Here is a 16,831-nt window from a genome sequence, read left to right on the forward strand (position 1 = left end):
CCAGCACAATATCCACTAGGGCATATCGCTACAAAAAATATAGCAAACGCTACTGACCTTGGCAGCGGGTTACGCCACGGCAGCCGAGCGCACCAGCCCCATCTCGGCGCTGCTGAGCAGGGATTCGATGTCCATCATGATGAGCATGCGCTCGCCGACGCTGGCAATGCCGGTCACGAAGGCCGAGTCCACCTCGCCCTGGAACTGCGGCGCGGGCCGGATGGCCTCAGCCTGCAGGGGAACCACGTCGGCCACCGCATCCACGACGGCGCCCATCACCGTGCCGCCCACGTTGAGGATGATGACGACCGTGAAATCGGTGTACTCGGCCTGCGCGCAACGCAGCTTCAGCCGCAGATCGACGATGGGGACGATCACGCCGCGCAGATCGATCACGCCCTTGATGAAGTCCGGCGCGTGGGCCATGCGGGTGGGTTGCTCGTACGAGCGGATTTCCTGCACGCGCAGGATGTCGATGCCGTATTCCTCCTGCCCCAGACGGAAGGTGAGGTACTCCGCTGCGTTGGCGGCGGCACCCGTGGCATGGCGGGGAGAGCGGAAGCGGGGGTCGACAGCATGGCAGGTCCTTCACAGATGAGGTTTCAGCACACGCAGACGACCGTCTGGCGCGCGCGGCAATGGGCCAGCATATCAGCCGCGCTGTTACTTGTGCTGACATTTAGCCGATTTCACCTATTCAAAGAAGGCCATTGCTGTGCTAGCAACGGCCTGCCCCGGGCTTCGGCAGCGCTCATGGCGGTTGCCTGTGGCGGCCCACAGGAAAGCCCGGGGGCCATCGAGACCCGGGCCGGCTGCGCGCCCTGTACGGCGTGCCGACAGGACAGCCTCAGGCCGGCAGCAACGTGACGCCCGTCTTGGCCTGCAGCGCTTCGAAAGTCACGCCCGGCGCGAGTTCGACCACCTGCAGCCCCTTGGGCGTGACGTCCATCACGGCCAGGTCGGTGATGATGCGATCCACCACGCCCACGCCGGTGAGGGGCAGCGTGCACTGGGGCAGGATCTTGAGGTCTTCGGTGCCGTCCTTCTTGCGCGCCACATGCTCCATGAGCACGATGACGCGCTTGACGCCGGCCACCAGGTCCATCGCACCGCCCATGCCCTTGACCATCTTGCCGGGGATCATCCAGTTGGCCAGATCGCCCTTCTCGCTCACCTGCATGGCGCCAAGGATCGACAAGTTGATCTTGCCGCCCCGGATCATGGCGAACGACTGGTCGCTGCCGAAGATGGAAGAGCCCTTGATGGTGGTGACGGTCTGCTTGCCGGCATTGATGAGGTCGGCGTCCACGGCGTCTTCGGTGGGGAACGGGCCGATGCCCAGCATGCCGTTCTCGGACTGCAGCCACACTTCCTTGTCCCCCGTGAAATTGGCCACCAGCGTGGGGATGCCGATCCCCAGGTTCACGTAGAAGCCGTCTTCGAGTTCTTGTGCCGCGCGCGCGGCCATCTGGTCTTGGGTCCAGGGCATCTCAGGCTCCTTCTTTCTTGTTGACGGGCACCGTCACCGTGGGCACGGCTTCGCTGGTGGCAGCGGCCTGCGCGATCACGGCCTGGGCCTCGACCTTGGCAGCGGCCACATCGACGGGCGCGGCGGTCACGGTGCGCTTTTTCGATGCGCTTTTCAGGGTTGGGGTTGTGCACGATGCGGTGCACGTAAATTCCGGGCAGGTGCACATCGTCCGGCGCGATGTCGCCCGTCTCCACGACCTCTTCCACCTCGACGATGCAGACCTTGCCGGCCGTGGCGGCCGCGGGGTTGAAGTTGCGCGCGGTCAGGCGGAACTGCAGGTTGCCGGACTTGTCGGCGCGCCATGCCTTGACGAGCGACACATCGGGCACCAGCGAGCGCTCCATCACATAGGTTTCGCCGTCGAATTCGCGCAGTTCCTTGCCCTCGGCCACCATGGTGCCGACGCCGGTCTTGGTGAAGAAGGCCGGAATGCCGGCGCCTCCCGCCCGCAGCTTCTCCGCCAGCGTGCCCTGCGGCGTGAATTCCAGCTCCAGCTCGCCGGCGAGGTATTGGCGCTCGAATTCCTTGTTCTCGCCCACGTAGGAAGAGATCATCTTCTTGATCTGGCGCGTTTCCAGCAGCTTGCCGAGGCCGAAGCCGTCCACACCGGCGTTGTTGGAGATGACGGTGAGGTCCTTGACGCCGCTGTCGCGCAGGGCGTCGATCAGCGCCTCGGGAATGCCGCAGAGCCCGAAGCCGCCGACGGCCAGCATCTGGCCGCCGGCCACGACGCCCTTGAGCGCCCCGGCCGCGGTGGGAAAAAGCTTGTTCATTGGAGACTCCTCAACATCAGGTTGGATGGCCGCTACGATACTACGTACCCCGCTACGTAGTTCTCCCTAAATACTTCCATGGATGTCGCCGATTACCGCCTTGCTTTCGAAATGGCCCCGGTGGGTCTGGTCATTTCGCGCAACCGCACCATGGTCGATTGCAATCGCCAGGTGTGCGAGATGTTCGGCGCCTCGCGCGAGGTGCTGATCGGCCAGTCCTTCCGGATTCTCTATCCCAGCGCGGATGAATACGAACGCCTGGGCAAGCACATGGAGCCCATCCTGAATGCGCGGGGCCACTATGCCGACAACCGCATCATGAAGCGGGCCAGCGGCGAGGTGTTCTGGTGCCATGTCTCGGGCCGGGCGCTCAACCGCGAGGCTCCTCATGAATCGGGCATCTGGAGTTTCGAAGACCTCAGCTCGCAGCGGTCCGTCAAGGCTGAACTGACCGGCCGTGAGCGCGAGGTGGCGGCGCGGCTGCTGGACGGCCTGACCTCCAAGGAGATCGGCCGCGCGCTCGACATCAGCCACCGCACGGTGGAGATCTACCGCGCGCGCCTCATGCGCAAATACGCAGCCTCCACAGCGGCCGACCTGGTGCAGAAGCTGATGGCAGGATGACGGCCGGCAATCAGGGATACCCCTACTAACACTTGCTTTCATCTGCGCTCCCTGGGTGGGGTACCGCGGCAAGGAGGCCACGGATACCGTCTGCACACCCCAACCTGCCAGCCGGCGGTGCGGCGCATGGTGCGCGGCGCCGCGGAGCGGCGACCCATCCCGAGACCCCATGCCCACCAGTTTCCATTCATTCCGCGCTACCGCCGCTTTCGCAGCCCTCGCCGCATTGACCGCCGCCTCCCTGACCGCATGCGGCGGTGGTGGAGGTGGGGGCGATGTGACCACGCCGCCCGGCGGCACCCCAGCTCCAGCGCCCACGCCAGCCCCATCGCCATCGCCATCGCCGGCACCGTCACCCGCTCCAGCACCTGCCCCCACGCCCGCACCCGCACCTTCGAGCGGGAGTTCCGCCGCCTGCTACAACGCGGCGGATTTCAACGAAGGGACGGTGCTCGTCGAAGAGGGCCTCACGAAGATGGACGGGCAACCCGACCTCACGACCACCAGCACCACGACGACCGGAGGCCGGCAGGATTTCGCCGGCGCGAAACCGGTCATGTTCACGCCGCAGTCCACCGGCTCCCTGGGCAACAACCGGCTGTTCCGCGACCGCACGGCCAGCAGCGAACTGGCGTACGGCGTCGTATCCGACACGTCCACCCAGGTACTGACGCAGGTCTACGATCCACCCGTGTCCACGCCCTTGGACATGCAGCCCGGCCAGACCGTCCAGCGGGACCACAAGAACCAGTTCACGATCGTGCCCAAGGCGGGCTCGGCGCCCAGCTCCTATTCGGAAACCGTGGAAGACCAGTTCACGTACGTGGGCAGGGAGTCGCTGCAGACCGCGATGGGTACCTTCAACGTTTGCAAATTCAACAACGACTTCGTCACGGTGGGGCCGACCGGGCGCGTCGTGGCCAACTTCCAGACCTGGGTGGTCGCAGAAGGCCCTTACCAGGGCCGGACGATCAAGATCGCCACGTCCAGCTCCAACGGCAGGCCCTCGACTTACGAGGTAACGAAGATCACCTATACCCCCAAGTAAGGCGCGCAAGCGGGCCGCAGGACGGTGGCGGGCGGCCGGGTCGGAACCGGCATGCCTGCCCAGCTCCTTGCAGCCACGCGCTCAGTGGAGCTTCAGCCGTCCGGACACGCGCTGCTGCAGCAGCCGCGCCAGGGCGAGCACAGCCGTCTTGCCCAGGCCCAGGATGGCCCGGTGGTGATTCAAGTGCAAGGAGATGTACATCCACTTCGCGATGAGGCCTTCCACGAAGAAGTTGCGTCCCATCAGGCCGCCCATGAGGTTGCCCACGCCCTTGTTATCGCCCAACGACACCAACGAGCCGAAGTCGCGGTACACGAACGCCTCGGTCACTTCGCGCTCGCGCAGCATCGCGCCGAGCACCTTGGCCAGGTAGTCGGCTTGCTGGTGCGCGGCCTGGGCCCGCGCCGGAACGGTCTTGCCGCCCTCCCACGGGCAGGCGGCGCAGTCGCCGAATGCATAGACGCCGGGCACCGAGGTGCGCAGGCGGTCGTCCACCACGAACTGGTTCAGACCGTTCACGGCCAGCCCCATGCGGGCATTGGCATCAGCAGCCTTGATGCCCGCGGCCCACACGATCATTTCGGCGGGAATGCTGCCTTCGGAGGTGACCAGCGCGCCACGGCGCACCTCGGTCACACGCGTGCCGGTGCGCACGTTGACCTGCTTGCGCTCCAGCGCCAGCCGGGCCTGGGCCGAGATCTTTTCGGGCAGGCCGCCCAGGATGCGCGGGCCGCCTTCCACCAGCGTGATGTCGAGCCGAAAGCGCTGGCCATCGCCCATGCTTTCCTGCAGTTCGGCATGGGCCTCCAGCAGTTCGGCCGACAGTTCCACCCCGGTCGCCCCACCGCCCACGATGGCCACGCCCAGCGCACGGCTCTCGGAGAAAGAGGCACGGGCGCACGCGGCCAGCCAGTCGGCATGGAAACGCTGCGCATCGCGCACGTTCTCCAGCAGGTACGCGTGCTCCACGCCAGGCGTGCCGAAGGCATTGGAGCCGCTGCCGATCGCCAGCACCAGGCGCGTGTAGCTCACGGTGCGCCGGGGCACCACGGCTTCACCCTGCGCATCGCGAATCTCCGACAAGGTGATGCCTTTGCGCTCGGTGTCGAGGGTCGCCATCTCGCCCATGGCAAAACTGAAATGGTTGCGCCGGGCCAGCACGGTGTAGGACAGCCCTTCCTGGTGCGCATCGAGCGTGCCGGCGGCCACCTCGTGCAGCGTGGGCTTCCAGATGTGGAACGGGCTGCGGTCGACCAGCAGCACCTTTTCCCGCCCTACCCGGGGCCCCAGGCCCCGCCCGAGGCGTGCCGCCAATTCCAGGCCGCCCGCGCCGCCGCCAACGATCACGATGTCGAAATGCATTCCATCTCCCGCTTTTTGTGCGATGCAGCAAGTTTAGGGCGCGCAGGCCTTCCCCGCGCCCAAAAGGGCTCCTTTGCCGCACGCGGATGCGAAAAAGCCCGCGGCGTCGAAGCCACGGGCTTTTCCCGGAGAAAGCGCGCCGGCTCAGCAGAGCCGACGCGGCAGGTCAGGCCAGATCGAAGCGATCGAGTTCGGTGACCTTGGTCCAGGCCGCAACGAAGTCGTCCACGAACTTGCGTTTGGCGTCCGCCCCGGCATACACCTCGGCCTGCGCCCTCAGCAGGGCGTTGGAGCCGAACACGAGGTCCACGCGCGTGCCGGTCCACTTGACCTCGCCGGTCTTGCGGTCGCGGCCTTCGAACACCCCGGCGTCCTGGGCCGATGCCTTCCACTCTGTGCCCATGTCGAGCAGGTTGACGAAGAAGTCGTTGGTGAGCGCGCCAGGCGTTGCGGTCAGGACACCGTGGCGGGTTCCGTTGGCATTGATGTTGATCGCACGCAGCCCGCCGATCAGTACCGTCAGCTCGGGCGCAGTCAACGTCAGCAGCTGGGCCTTGTCGATCAGCAGCACCTCGGCAGGCACGCTGTAGCGGCGCTTCTGGTAATTGCGGAAACCGTCTGCCACGGGCTCGAGCACTGCGAACGATTCCACGTCGGTCTGGTCCTGCCGCGCATCGGTGCGGCCCGGGGAGAACGGTACCGTCACCTCGACGCCCGCGCTCTTGGCCGCCTGCTCCACGCCCGCCGCACCTGCCAGCACGATCAGGTCGGCCAGCGAGATGCGCTTGCCCCCTGCGGCGCCGCGATGGAAGTCGCTCTGGATGCCTTCAAGCACCTGGAGCACCCGGGCCAGTTGCGCCGGCTGGTTGACGTTCCAGTCCTTTTGCGGCGCCAGGCGGATGCGGGCGCCATTGGCCCCGCCGCGCTTGTCCGAACCGCGGAAGGTGGATGCCGAAGCCCAGGCCGTACCCACCAGTTCGGACACCGACAGGCCGGAGGCCAGGACCTGTGCCTTGAGGGCCGCCACATCGGACGCATCGACCAGCGGATGGTCCACCGCGGGAACGGGGTCTTGCCAGATCAGCACTTCCTTCGGCACTTCGGGGCCGAGGTAGCGCGCGCGCGGCCCCATGTCGCGGTGCGTGAGCTTGAACCAGGCCCGCGCGAAGGCTTCGGCGAAGGCCTGGGGGTTGTCCAGGAAACGGCGCGAGATTTTTTCATAGGCCGGGTCCATGCGCAGTGACAGGTCGGTGGTCAGCATGGTCGGCATGCGCTTCTTGGTGGGGTCGTGCGCGTCGGGAATGATGGCTTCGGCGTTCTTGGCCTGCCATTGGTGCGCGCCGGCCGGGCTCTTGGTGAGTTCCCATTCGTACTTGAACAGGTTCTCGAAGAAGTTGTTGCTCCACTGCGCGGGCGTGGTGGTCCAGGTCACTTCCAGGCCGCTGGTGATCGCATCGCCGGCCTTGCCGGAGCCGAAGCTGCTGGCCCAGCCCAGGCCCTGCTGCTCGATGCCTGCGGCTTCGGGCTCAGCCCCCACATGGTCGGCGGCACCGGCCCCATGGGTCTTGCCGAAGGTGTGGCCGCCGGCGATCAGGGCCACGGTTTCCTCGTCGTCCATCGCCATGCGGCCGAATGTTTCTCGAATGTCGTGCGCGGCGGCGATCGGGTCGGGATTGCCTTCGGGGCCTTCCGGGTTCACATAGATCAGGCCCATCTGGACCGCGGCGAGGGGGTTCTCCAGGTTCCGCCCCTGGCTGTCCGTGCGGTCGGTTTCCTGGCCGTGCATGGCGGGGTCGGCCACCAAGGTGCCGTCGCCGGGAGTGCCCTTGCCATAGCGGGCATCGCCGCCCAGCCACGTCTTCTCGCTGCCCCAGTACACGTCCAGGTCGGGTTCCCACGTGTCTTCACGGCCGCCGGCGAAGCCGAAAGTCCGAAAGCCCATGGTTTCCAGCGCGACGTTGCCGGTCAGCACCAGCAGGTCGGCCCAGGAAATTTTTTGACCGTATTTTTGCTTGATGGGCCAGAGCAGGCGGCGCGACTTGTCGATGTTGACGTTATCGGGCCAGCTGTTGAGCGGCGCGAAGCGCTGCTGCCCACGGCCCGCACCGCCACGGCCGTCGCCCGTGCGGTAGGTGCCGGCGGCGTGCCACGCCATGCGGATGAACTGCGGGCCGTAGTGTCCGAAGTCGGCCGGCCACCAGTCCTGCGAGTCGGTCATGAGCGCGCGCAGGTCTTTCTTCAGGGCTTCGTAGTCGAGCTTCTTGAACTCTTCGGCGTAGTTGAAGCTGCTGCCCAGGGGGTCGGACTTGGACGAATGCTGATGCAGCAGGTCCACGCGCAACTGGTTGGGCCACCAGTCCTTGTTGAGGGTTCCACCATTGACGGCGGCGGCATGGAACGGGCACTTGGTCTCTTGGCTCATGGGGCATTCCTCTTGCGGCTGATTGATGGGTGAATGCTAGAGAAAAGACTCCCGCCGGAAAAGGCAATTAATCACATGCCTGGAATAGTTTTTCGAAATGATCAGCCGCACCCGAGCCCTCGCCAACAAGCGCGCGGCAAGCGGCGGGCGTATGGCTCTCCCCGCCCTGCTCCTTGCTCTGGCAGGATCAGCCGTCGAGCGCTGCGCCGGTGTGCAGCGGCAGCCCCGATGCCTCCATTCCGGCGCGCAGGATGCGGCCATGGGTGGAGTCGGTCACATACAGCGTGCGCAGGTCCGCACCGCCGAACGCCAAGTTGGTGGTGGAGCTTCCCGGCACACCGCGCAGCACCTGCACCGGCTCGGCCCGGCCATTGAGTACCCAGACCCAGCCAAGACCGGGATTGGCCACGAGCAAAAGGCCCAGCGCATCCACCGCCAGTCCGTCCGGGCCGCTCGGGCCGTAGGAGGTGAAGAACTGGCTCACCTTGGCCACGCTCCCGTCGGGCAACAGCGGGACGCGCCACACGCAGTTGCCACGCGTCACGGCCAGGTAAAGCACGCGGCCATCCGGCGACAGTGCCACGCCGTTGGGACTGGGGACATTGTTCAGCAGCAGATCGAGCTGGCCGTTCGGACGCAGGCGGTACAGGCGGCCCGACGGGTCGTGCAGGCCGCTTTGCCCCTGGTCGGTGAAGTACAGGTTGCCTTCGGCATCGAACACCAGATCGTTCACGCCCTTGAAGCGCTCGCTGTTTCGGCGCTCCAGATAAGGCGTGATGGTGCCGCTCGCCACATCCAGTCGCACCAGGCCGTTCTTGTAATCGGTGATGAGCAACGTGCCGGCGTCCAGGAACTTCATGCCATTGGGTTCGCCGTCGTACTCGGCGACCAGGCTCCAGCCGCCCTGCGGGTCGATGCGGAAGATGCGCCCCCATGGAATGTCGGTCACATACAGGTGGCCGGCGGTATCGAACACCGGGCCTTCGAGGAATGAATCGGTGATGGTGCCGCCGCGGTTGGCATCGGCCCATGCGCTGCGCGCCCGGCGGCGGAACGCATCGGGCAACGAGGTGAACGGCTCCAGTTCACGGACCTGTGGGGCCTGTAGCAAGAACATGGGATCGGCTTTCTTTGAAAAAGGGCCCGTCCCGGCGAAATCCTGGGCCAGGGCGGTAAACGGAATGCGATTTTCAGACGGCTTCGAACCCGTACAGCTGCGCAGGGTTGTCCACCAGGATGCGGTCCACCGCCGCGGCCTGCGACCCTGTCCAGGCGTGCAGCAGATCCACCAGATCGGCATCGTTCACCGTGCCGGGCGGCTCGGTGGTGTGGGGCCAGTCGCTGCCCCATACCAGCCGCTCGGGCACGGCCTGCACCAGCGCGCGGCCCAGAGGCAGCGTGTCGGCGTAACTCGGGCCTCGCACCGTGGAACGCATGTAGGCGCCGGAGAGCTTGACCCAGGTGTTGCCCCCGTCGAGCAGCCTACGCAGCACGCCGTAGGCCTGCGCGGACGGGCCTTCCGTCGGGTCGATGCGGCCCAGATGATCGATCACCAGCGGCACGAGCAACGCCTGCAGCACCGGCCGAAGCGCGACGATCTGCTCCGCATCCGCGAAGACCTGGATGTGCCAGCCACCACAGTGCGGATGGCGCGCGACGCGGCTCGCCAGCGTGGTGAGCATCTCGGGCGTGGTCGCACCCCAGGACTGCGGCGATACGAAGTTCACCCGCAGGCCGCACACGCGGCGCGCGGCCAGGTGTTCCAGCTCGGCATCGCTCACGTCCGTGCCCACGACCGCCACGCCCCTCGCGGTGTCGCCAAGCTGCTCCAGGGCATCCAGCGTGCAGGCGTTGTCCGTGCCATAGGTGGAAGGCGTCACCACCACCGAACGCGCCGTGCCCAGGCGCTGCTGCAGCCGACGGTAGGCAGCCACCGGTGCATCGGGGGGCAAGCGCTTCCAGTGCACCGATGGTGCAAAGCGCGGATCGAAAATGTGCATGTGGCTGTCGCATGCCATCGCGGGCAGCAAGCGCAACGGGCGGCTCACTCCCATGGAATGCGGCACTGGGATGGGAAGCGCAGGCAGGTGCATGGTGCCCGTCAGTCCAGTTTGATGTCGCCCTTGCGTACCACCTCGCCCCACTTGGCGTCTTCCTTCTTGAGGAAGGTGACGAACTCCGCGGGCGTGGAACCGATCGCCTGGGCGCCCAGATCCGCGAGGCGCTGCTTCACCTCGTCTTCCTTCAGTACCTCGACCAGTGCCTGCTGCAGCTTGGCGGCCACCGGCTCGGGCGTGCCCGCAGGCAGGAACACGCCGTTCCATTCATAGGCCTCATAGCCGGGAATGACGGTCTCGGCCACCGTGGGCACATCGGGCAGGCGCTTGGACCGCTGGGGGGCCGATACCGCCAGTGCACGCAGTTTGCCGCCCGACACCAGCGGGTACGAGGCCGCGATGGTGCCGAACATGAAGTCCACCTGCCCGCCCATCACATCGGCAATGGCGGGGCCACCACTCTTGTAGGGCACGTGCACCATGTCCAATTGCAGCTTCTGGCGGAACAGCTCCGCCGCCAGCCGCTGCACGGTGCCGCTGCCGCCCGACGCGAAGTTCAGCTTGCCAGGCTCGGCTTTCGCCTTGGCGATCAGGTCATTCACGTTTTTGAAGGGCGAGTCGGCTTTCACGATCAGCGCGTTCGGAGCCAGCAGTACCAGGGACAGCGGCTGCAACGCCGTGCTGGCGTAAGGCATCTTGGGGAACAGGTGCGGATTGATGGAATACGGCGTGGCGTCGTACAGCATGGTGTAGCCGTCGGCAGTGGCCTTGGCCACATAGCTCGCGCCGATCGTGCCGCTGGCGCCGGCCTTGTTGTCCACGATCACACTGGCACCCAGCCGGGCGCCCAAGCGCGTGGCCAGCACCTGGGCCACGGCATCGGCAGCACCGCCGGGGGCGTAGGGCACGACGATCGTGATCGGGCGGTCCGGGAAAGCGGCATGTGCCACGGTGGCGGCAAGGGCGCAGGCGGCGATCAGGGGGGAGATGACAAAAGCACGCATGAGGTCTCCTGGTTCAATGGCAAAGCGACAGAGAAAAAGCAACCGCAACCCGCCGCGAGCCACGCGGCCCGGGCCCAGGACAGTTGCGTTGGAAGGCACGCCGGTGGTCAGTCGGCCTTGAGGTTCAGGTCGAGGGCAATCTGCGTATAGGTGGCCACTTCACGCCCGACCCGCGCCACGAAGGCAGCGCCGCAGGTCGACTCGGCGTCCAATCCCAGGCCACGCAGTTTTTCGGCGGCAGCCTCGCTCTTGGCGAAGTCAGCGGCCACGCGTTCCAGCGCCTGCGCGACCGGCTCGGGAACGCCGGCGGGCGCCAGCACGCCGTACCATGCGTCGGCCGAGTAGTTGCCACCCCCGATTCCGCGAAGGTGGCGACGTCGGGCAGCAGGCCGGAACGCTGTGGAGACGCCACCGCCAACGCCGCCAGCTTGCCACTGCGGATCTGCGGCAGGACCGAGCCCAGCGTGGCGAAGGAGCTGTCGAGCTGGCCGCCCATCAGGTCCGTCACCACCGGTGCGGCGCCTTTGTAAGGCACATGGTTGAGCTGCAGGCCATTGGCGCGGGCGAACATCTCGGTCGCGAAGTGGCCCGAGCTGCCGATGCCAGCCGTTCCGGCAGTGATGCGGCCGGGCTCCTTGCGGGCCTTGGCCATGTAATCGGCCAACGACTTCATCGGCAAGCCCGGCCCGACCACCAGCACCGTCGGGCTGGTCGCCACCGTGCACAGCGGACGGAAGGAGCGCACCGCATCGAACTTCACCCGGTTGCTGTACAGCCCGGGAATCATCGTGTGGTTGGTCGCACCGAACAGCAGCGTGTAGCCATCGGCCGGCGCGCTGGCCACCGCCTGTGCAGCCAGGATGGTGTTGGCACCCGGCTTGTTGTCGATGATGAATGGCTGGCCCAGCGCGCGGCTGGCGTGGTCAGCAAACGCCCTGGCCACCACGTCGGTGGGGCCGCCTGCCACAAATCCCACCACCAGCTTCACGGGCTTGGAAGGATAGCCACCGGCCTGCGCGAAAAAGGTGGCGGACACCATGCACAGCGCAACCGCCAGCGCCTTGCGCACCGGCGCTGCCAGCCTTCTGGTTTCGAAACTCTCGCTCATTGAATGTCTCCTGTCAGGGGCCGCACTGGCGGCGGCTTCTTGTTCTGGCGCAACCGGCATCCCACACCGGTCGGGGAAAAGCGGACACGCAACGCTGGCGTGCCCAGCCTCGGGTCTTGGCTACGAGGCTGCGGCAACGGCAGCCGGGGCGCGGGCCAACACCTCCAGCAGGTTCTTGGCAGCCCCCACGCCCATGTTCACGTAGGCATCGCCCGTCACGCCGCCGATGTGCGGGCTCAGGATGAAGCGTGGCTCGCCCTGGAACGGGTGGTTGGCCACCATGGGCTCCACGGCGAAGCTGTCCAGGCCCGCCGCCATCACCTGGCCCGATCGCACGGCAGCCAGCAGGGCAGCTTCGTCGACGAGTCCGCCACGCGCGGTGTTCACCACGATCACGCCGCGCTTGCACTGTGCCAGCGTGGCGGCATTCAGCATGCCGCGGTTATCGTCGGTCAGCGGGCAGTGCAGCGAAATCGCGTCGGACTCGCGCCAGATCGTCGCCAGGTCCACGCTCTGCACGAAGGCCGGCAGGTCCTTGGCGAAGGGATCGAAGCCGATCACGCGCATGCCCAGTGCATCGGCCATCCTGGCGAAGCGCAGGCCAATGGCGCCCAGGCCCACGAGGCCCACCGTGCGCCCACCCAGTTCCAGGCTCTTGTGCGTGGCCTTGTCCCAGTGGCCGGCGTGCATGCGGGCATCGAGTTGCACCACCGACTTGGCACAGGCCAGCAACAGGGCCAGCGCCTGCTCGGCCACCGCCGCGGCGTTGGCACCTGCAGCGGCCACGACCTCTACGCCACGGGCCTTGGCGGCCACCTTGTCGATGGTATCGGTGCCGCTGCCGTGCTTGGAGATCACCTTGAGCGATGGCGCCGCGTCCATCACGGCGGCGCCCACCTTGCCGTAGCGCACGATGATGGCCACCGGGTCATGCTGCCGACACAGCGCCACCAAGTCGTCTTCGGTGGGTGTCTTGCCGGCATAGACGACCTCGAAATCCTGAAGCAGATCGAGTGCCTGCTGCGCCAGATCGGCGCCGGTCACGAGGATGGCGCTCACAGCGATTCCCCTTCCTTCAGCACGCCGGCGGCGCGCAGCGCGGCGGGCAGCCATTTGGAGGCCGTATCGCCACGGGCAATCGCCTCGATGCGCGCGGCCTCATCGGCCACCTTCTTGTCGGCCAGCGCCATCATGGCGGGCGCCTTGGCACGCTCGATGACCACCACGCCATCGGCATCGCCCACCACCAGGTCGCCCGGGTTCACCACTGCGCCGCCGGCCGAGATGGGATGGTTGATGCGGCCCGGCACGTACTTGGTGGGGCCGGCAGGATTGAAACCAGCGCTGAACACCGGAAAACCGAGTTCCAGCAGTTCCAGCTTGTCGCGGATCGCACCGTCCACGATCACGCCGGCCAGGCCGATCTTCTTGCAGGCGCTGAGCATCAGCGTGCCCATGAGCGCGGCGGTCTGGTCGCCCTTGCCGTCAATGACCAGCACATCGCCCGGTTTCGCCAGCGCGATGGCCGCGTGGATCATCAGGTTGTCGCCCGGGCGCACTTCGACCGTGAAGGCGGGACCGGCCACCTTCATGTCCTGGTGGACGGGCGCCACGCGGGCATGCATGGTGCCGCGGCGTCCTGCCACATCGGACAGGATGGCGGCCTGGAAGGTCGCGGCCTTGGCGACGACCTCGGCGCTGACGCGCTCGATGTCACGAATGACTTCTGGGAGTTGGCTCATGGTGGTTCCAATGGGGTTGGGAAGAAATAGAAAAACGGAAGAAAACAATGGCCTGCAGCGACCTCACTCGGCCTTGATGTTTCCGTCCTGGATGACCTTGGCCCACTTGGCGGAGTCGGCCTTCTGCAGATCGCCCAGTTGCCGGGGCGTGCCGCCGACCAGCGTGACGCCCAGCTTGTCGGCCAGCGCGACCACGCCCGGGTCCTTCAGCGCGTTGCCGATCTCCTGGTTCAGGCGCTGCACGATGGCGGCGGGGGTCTTGGCTGGTGCAAACACCGCCTGCCACTGCTCGACGACAAAGTCGTTCATGCCGACTTCGCCCATGGTGGGCACGGACGGCAGGGACTTCAGGCGCTGCGCCGACGTGACGGCCAGCGCGCGCAGCTTGCCCCCCTGCACATGCGGCAATGCAGCCGCGGCAGGCGCAAACATGAATTGAACCTGTTCAGCCAGCGTGTCCTGCAGCGCCGGGGTGTCGCCCTTGTACGGCACGTGGATGAAGCGCGCGCCCGACTGCTGCTGCAGCAACTCCCCCTGCATCTGCAGGATGGTGCCGTTGCCGCCGGAGGCGAATGCCAGCTTGCCGGGCTGCGCCTTGGCCGCAGCCACCAGATCGGCCACGGTCCTGAACGGCTGGTTGGCGCCGACCACGAGGATGTGCGGAATGGTGCCGATGGTGATCACGGGCTCGAAACCGCCGATCGGGTCATAGGGCAGCCTTCCCATGAGGTGCGGCGCGATGGCCTGGGGACCGATGGAGGTGCCCAGCAGGGTGTAGCCATCCGGCGGCGCCTTGGCGACGAACGCCGCGCCGATGGTGCCCGTGGCACCGGCCTTGTTGTCCACGATCACGTTCGTGCCCAGCGCTGCGCCGACGCGCTGCGCCACATTGCGGCCGAGCACATCGGTGCTGCCGCCCGGCGGGTACGGAACCACCCAGGTGATGATCTTGCCGGCAGGCCAGTCGCCCTGCGCCAGCGCGGGGCAGGTGAGCAGCGGGCCGAGCAGCGCGGCGCCTGCGGTGGCCAGTAGGCTGCGGCGTGCGAGCCGCGCCTTTGGAGAAGAAAGGATCGAAGTGGTCATGGGCTTGTCTCTTGTGGGTCAGGCGAAAGAGGAAGGCGGCGTGAAGCCGTACAGCGCGGCGGGGTTGTCCACCAGCACGCGATGCAGGATGGCCGCATCGCCGGTCTGGCCGGCCCAGTCGACGAGCCGATCCACCTGTCGGGCGTCGTCCGGCATGGGGTGCGCACCGGACGATGCGGTGGCGTGGGGCCAATCGCTGCCCCAGACCACGCGCTCGGGCGCGCAGCGCAGGTAGCTTGCGGCCAGCGCATCGAGGGCAGGGTCTTCGGGCGAGTGGTGTTCGCTCACGATGTAGCCGCCGGACAGCTTGATCCACGCCTGTCCGCGCTGCAGCAGGTCCTGCAGCAGCGCGTGTGCGGGATGTTGCCCGGCCTGCGCCGGCGAAATGCGGCCGAAGTGGTCGAAGACCAATGGAACGGGCAGCCGGCGCAGCACCTCGCTCTGCGCCGCCAGCAGATCCGGCGCCATCAGCAATTGCAGGTGCCAGCCCAGCGGTGCGATGCGGCAGGCCAGCGGCATCAGCGATTGCACGGTGCCCGATACGCCGAGCGACAGGTTCAGGCGCACGCCGCGCACGCCGGCGTCATGCAGGTGCTGCAGTTGGGCGTCGCTCTCGCCGCCGTCGATCACCGCCACGCCACGTGCCTGCGGGCCCAGCGCCGCCAGGCCTTCGAGCATGCAGCGGTTGTCGGTGCCATAGGTCGAGGGTGTGACCAGCACGGTGCGCGCGGTGCCGATGCGTTGCTGGAGCGCGCGGTAGTCCTGCGCCAAGGCGTCCGGCGGCAGCAGCCTGGCGCCCGCTGCAGCGGGAAAGCGGCCGTCATAGACATGCACGTGGCAGTCGCAGGCGTCTTTCGGCAGCACCGTGCGCGGCGCGGCGCTACCGGCCGAGAAACGCACAGGCGTGGCAGAGCTTTCGCGGTGCATGGCGAGGGCTCGATGGGCGTGGGAAATCAAACGTTGCGGGGCGCCGCGTCAATCCAGGCTGGCGCCCGAGTCCTTGACGATCTTGGCCCAGCGGGGCACTTCGGACTTCAGCAGTGCGCCGAACTTTTCGGGGGTGCCGCCCAGCACATCACCGCCTTCGGAGCGGAGCTTTTCCGCCACGTCGGGCTGCGCCAGCGCCTGGTTGATGGCCTTGTTCAACTGCTGCACGATGGGGGCGGGCGTGCCGGCCGGGGCCAGCACGCCATACCAGGAAGCGGCCTCGAAATCCTTGTAGCCCGACTCGGCCAGCGTGGGCGTCTGCGGCAACTGGTCGGATCGCTTGAGCGAAGTGATCACCACCGCACGCAGCTTGGCATTGCGCACCTGCCCCAGCAGCGTGGGCACGGCCGACATGTACAGGTCGATCTGCCCGCCCACCAGGTCGGTCATGGCCTGGGCAGCGCCCTTGTAGGGCACGTGGCGCAACTTGATGCCGGCGGCGTTCTCTGCCAGTTCACCGGCCAGATGGGCGACGGTGCCGTTGCCGGAGTAACCCAAAGTGATGCCGTCCGGCTTGGCCTTGGCGGCGGCGACCACATCGGCGAACGTCTTGTAAGGCGAGTTGGCGGGCGCGGCCATCACGATGGGGGCCGACGACACCAGCGCCACCGGGACCAGATCCTTCAAGGGGTCGTAGGGCAGCTTGGCATACAGCGAGGGGTTGATGGCCAGGTTGCTGGTCTGGCCCATCACCAGCGTGTAGCCATCGGGCGCCGACTTGGCCACGGCATCCACACCCAGGTTGCCGCCCGCCCCAGGGCGGTTGTCCACCACCACGTTCCACTTGTGCTGCTCGGTCAGCTTCTGCGCCACGGTGCGCGCGATCATGTCGGTGCCGCCGCCGGGCGGGAACGGCACGATCAGGCGGATTGGCTTGTTCGGGTAGCCGGACTGCGCTTGCGCAGTGCCGGCAGAAAAGGCCAGAACCGCCATGCCCAGCAGGGCGATGGACAAAGGTGCGCCCAGGGCGCGCCGGGTCAGCGAGAAAGTTGGCATGGTTTGTCTCCGTTGTGATGGCGTGTCGCGCCTTGTTCCCAGGCGTTGCCAAGACTTTACGAAAACGTTTCAACCCATACAATATAGTTTCATA

Annotated in this window: 14 protein-coding genes and 2 pseudogenes; 2 read left to right on the top strand and 14 right to left on the bottom strand. The window is 66.9% G+C overall.

Annotated features, from left to right (window positions below):
- Window positions 1-69: 69 nt before the first annotated feature.
- From AC27KI_RS03190 to AC27KI_RS03200, 3 genes and pseudogenes are all read right to left on the bottom strand, one after another.
- Window positions 70-498, bottom strand: coding sequence for a chemotaxis protein CheW (locus tag AC27KI_RS03190; protein WP_487112581.1), 429 nt, complete (start codon window positions 496-498; stop codon window positions 70-72).
- Window positions 499-847: 349 nt separating this feature from the next.
- A complete protein-coding gene (locus tag AC27KI_RS03195) occupies window positions 848-1,489 on the bottom strand; it encodes a 3-oxoacid CoA-transferase subunit B (protein WP_284400194.1) in 642 nt (213 codons plus the stop codon).
- Window positions 1,490-1,626: 137 nt separating this feature from the next.
- Window positions 1,627-2,304, bottom strand: a pseudogene (locus AC27KI_RS03200) (CoA transferase subunit A); the annotation flags it as partial.
- A 78-nt stretch (window positions 2,305-2,382) separates the two neighbouring features.
- On the opposite strand from AC27KI_RS03200, the gene AC27KI_RS03205 reads away from it, so the two are divergent.
- Both AC27KI_RS03205 and AC27KI_RS03210 read left to right on the top strand, forming a co-directional pair.
- Complete coding sequence (locus tag AC27KI_RS03205; RefSeq protein WP_272569447.1) at window positions 2,383-2,928, top strand: PAS and helix-turn-helix domain-containing protein; 546 nt, start codon at window positions 2,383-2,385, stop codon at window positions 2,926-2,928.
- 169 nt (window positions 2,929-3,097) lie between these two features.
- Entirely contained in the window at window positions 3,098-3,976 is an 879-nt protein-coding gene (locus AC27KI_RS03210; RefSeq protein WP_487088758.1) for a hypothetical protein, read from the top strand.
- An 81-nt stretch (window positions 3,977-4,057) separates the two neighbouring features.
- On the opposite strand, the gene AC27KI_RS03215 is transcribed toward AC27KI_RS03210, so the two are convergent.
- From AC27KI_RS03215 to AC27KI_RS03265, 11 genes and pseudogenes are all read right to left on the bottom strand, one after another.
- Complete coding sequence (locus AC27KI_RS03215) at window positions 4,058-5,338, bottom strand: NAD(P)/FAD-dependent oxidoreductase (protein WP_487088756.1); 1,281 nt, start codon at window positions 5,336-5,338, stop codon at window positions 4,058-4,060.
- A 166-nt stretch (window positions 5,339-5,504) separates the two neighbouring features.
- Window positions 5,505-7,760: a catalase/peroxidase HPI gene (gene katG / locus AC27KI_RS03220; protein WP_487088754.1), complete on the bottom strand. Its 2,256-nt coding sequence runs from the start codon at window positions 7,758-7,760 to the stop codon at window positions 5,505-5,507.
- A gap of 187 nt (window positions 7,761-7,947) precedes the next feature.
- A complete protein-coding gene (locus AC27KI_RS03225) occupies window positions 7,948-8,877 on the bottom strand; it encodes an SMP-30/gluconolactonase/LRE family protein (protein WP_487088752.1) in 930 nt (309 codons plus the stop codon).
- Between the two features lie 73 nt (window positions 8,878-8,950).
- Window positions 8,951-9,853 carry an amidohydrolase family protein gene (locus AC27KI_RS03230; RefSeq protein ID WP_487088750.1) on the bottom strand — a complete coding sequence of 301 codons (903 nt, stop codon included), beginning with the start codon at window positions 9,851-9,853 and terminating at the stop codon, window positions 8,951-8,953.
- A gap of 8 nt (window positions 9,854-9,861) precedes the next feature.
- Window positions 9,862-10,821 (bottom strand): Bug family tripartite tricarboxylate transporter substrate binding protein, encoded by a 960-nt coding sequence (locus AC27KI_RS03235; protein ID WP_487088748.1) that lies wholly within the window; start codon window positions 10,819-10,821, stop codon window positions 9,862-9,864.
- Window positions 10,822-10,928: 107 nt separating this feature from the next.
- Window positions 10,929-11,860, bottom strand: a pseudogene (locus AC27KI_RS03240) (Bug family tripartite tricarboxylate transporter substrate binding protein).
- A gap of 189 nt (window positions 11,861-12,049) precedes the next feature.
- The gene (locus tag AC27KI_RS03245) at window positions 12,050-12,988 is read right to left on the bottom strand and encodes an NAD(P)-dependent oxidoreductase (protein WP_487112555.1); all 939 of its coding nucleotides are present in this window, start codon (window positions 12,986-12,988) and stop codon (window positions 12,050-12,052) included.
- Window positions 12,985-13,671, bottom strand: a complete 687-nt coding sequence (locus tag AC27KI_RS03250; protein WP_284430905.1) for an RraA family protein — start codon at window positions 13,669-13,671, stop codon at window positions 12,985-12,987. The genes AC27KI_RS03245 and AC27KI_RS03250 overlap by 4 nt, the downstream gene beginning before the upstream one ends.
- Window positions 13,672-13,734: 63 nt before the next feature.
- Window positions 13,735-14,754: a Bug family tripartite tricarboxylate transporter substrate binding protein gene (locus tag AC27KI_RS03255; protein ID WP_317358947.1), complete on the bottom strand. Its 1,020-nt coding sequence runs from the start codon at window positions 14,752-14,754 to the stop codon at window positions 13,735-13,737.
- An 18-nt stretch (window positions 14,755-14,772) separates the two neighbouring features.
- Window positions 14,773-15,681: an amidohydrolase family protein gene (locus AC27KI_RS03260; RefSeq protein WP_487112557.1), complete on the bottom strand. Its 909-nt coding sequence runs from the start codon at window positions 15,679-15,681 to the stop codon at window positions 14,773-14,775.
- A 48-nt stretch (window positions 15,682-15,729) separates the two neighbouring features.
- On the bottom strand, window positions 15,730-16,737 hold the full coding sequence (locus AC27KI_RS03265; protein ID WP_487088740.1) for a Bug family tripartite tricarboxylate transporter substrate binding protein: 1,008 nt from the start codon (window positions 16,735-16,737) through the stop codon (window positions 15,730-15,732).
- Window positions 16,738-16,831: the final 94 nt, after the last annotated feature.

The sequence above is a fragment of the Acidovorax sp. KPB24-03 genome (assembly GCF_057546605.1).

Bases quoted from the DNA above. Each gene is read 5' to 3' on its own strand.
- AC27KI_RS03195 (WP_284400194.1), bottom strand. From the start codon at position 1,489: ATGCCCTGGACCCAAGACCAGATGGCCGCGCGCGCGGCACAAGAACTC.
- AC27KI_RS03205 (WP_272569447.1), top strand. From the start codon at position 2,383: ATGGATGTCGCCGATTACCGCCTTGCTTTCGAAATGGCCCCGGTGGGT.
- AC27KI_RS03210 (WP_487088758.1), top strand. From the start codon at position 3,098: ATGCCCACCAGTTTCCATTCATTCCGCGCTACCGCCGCTTTCGCAGCC.
- AC27KI_RS03215 (WP_487088756.1), bottom strand. From the start codon at position 5,338: ATGCATTTCGACATCGTGATCGTTGGCGGCGGCGCGGGCGGCCTGGAA.
- katG (WP_487088754.1), bottom strand. From the start codon at position 7,760: ATGAGCCAAGAGACCAAGTGCCCGTTCCATGCCGCCGCCGTCAATGGT.
- AC27KI_RS03225 (WP_487088752.1), bottom strand. From the start codon at position 8,877: ATGTTCTTGCTACAGGCCCCACAGGTCCGTGAACTGGAGCCGTTCACC.
- AC27KI_RS03230 (WP_487088750.1), bottom strand. From the start codon at position 9,853: ATGCACCTGCCTGCGCTTCCCATCCCAGTGCCGCATTCCATGGGAGTG.
- AC27KI_RS03235 (WP_487088748.1), bottom strand. From the start codon at position 10,821: ATGCGTGCTTTTGTCATCTCCCCCCTGATCGCCGCCTGCGCCCTTGCC.
- AC27KI_RS03250 (WP_284430905.1), bottom strand. From the start codon at position 13,671: ATGAGCCAACTCCCAGAAGTCATTCGTGACATCGAGCGCGTCAGCGCC.
- AC27KI_RS03255 (WP_317358947.1), bottom strand. From the start codon at position 14,754: ATGACCACTTCGATCCTTTCTTCTCCAAAGGCGCGGCTCGCACGCCGC.
- AC27KI_RS03260 (WP_487112557.1), bottom strand. From the start codon at position 15,681: ATGCACCGCGAAAGCTCTGCCACGCCTGTGCGTTTCTCGGCCGGTAGC.
- AC27KI_RS03265 (WP_487088740.1), bottom strand. From the start codon at position 16,737: ATGCCAACTTTCTCGCTGACCCGGCGCGCCCTGGGCGCACCTTTGTCC.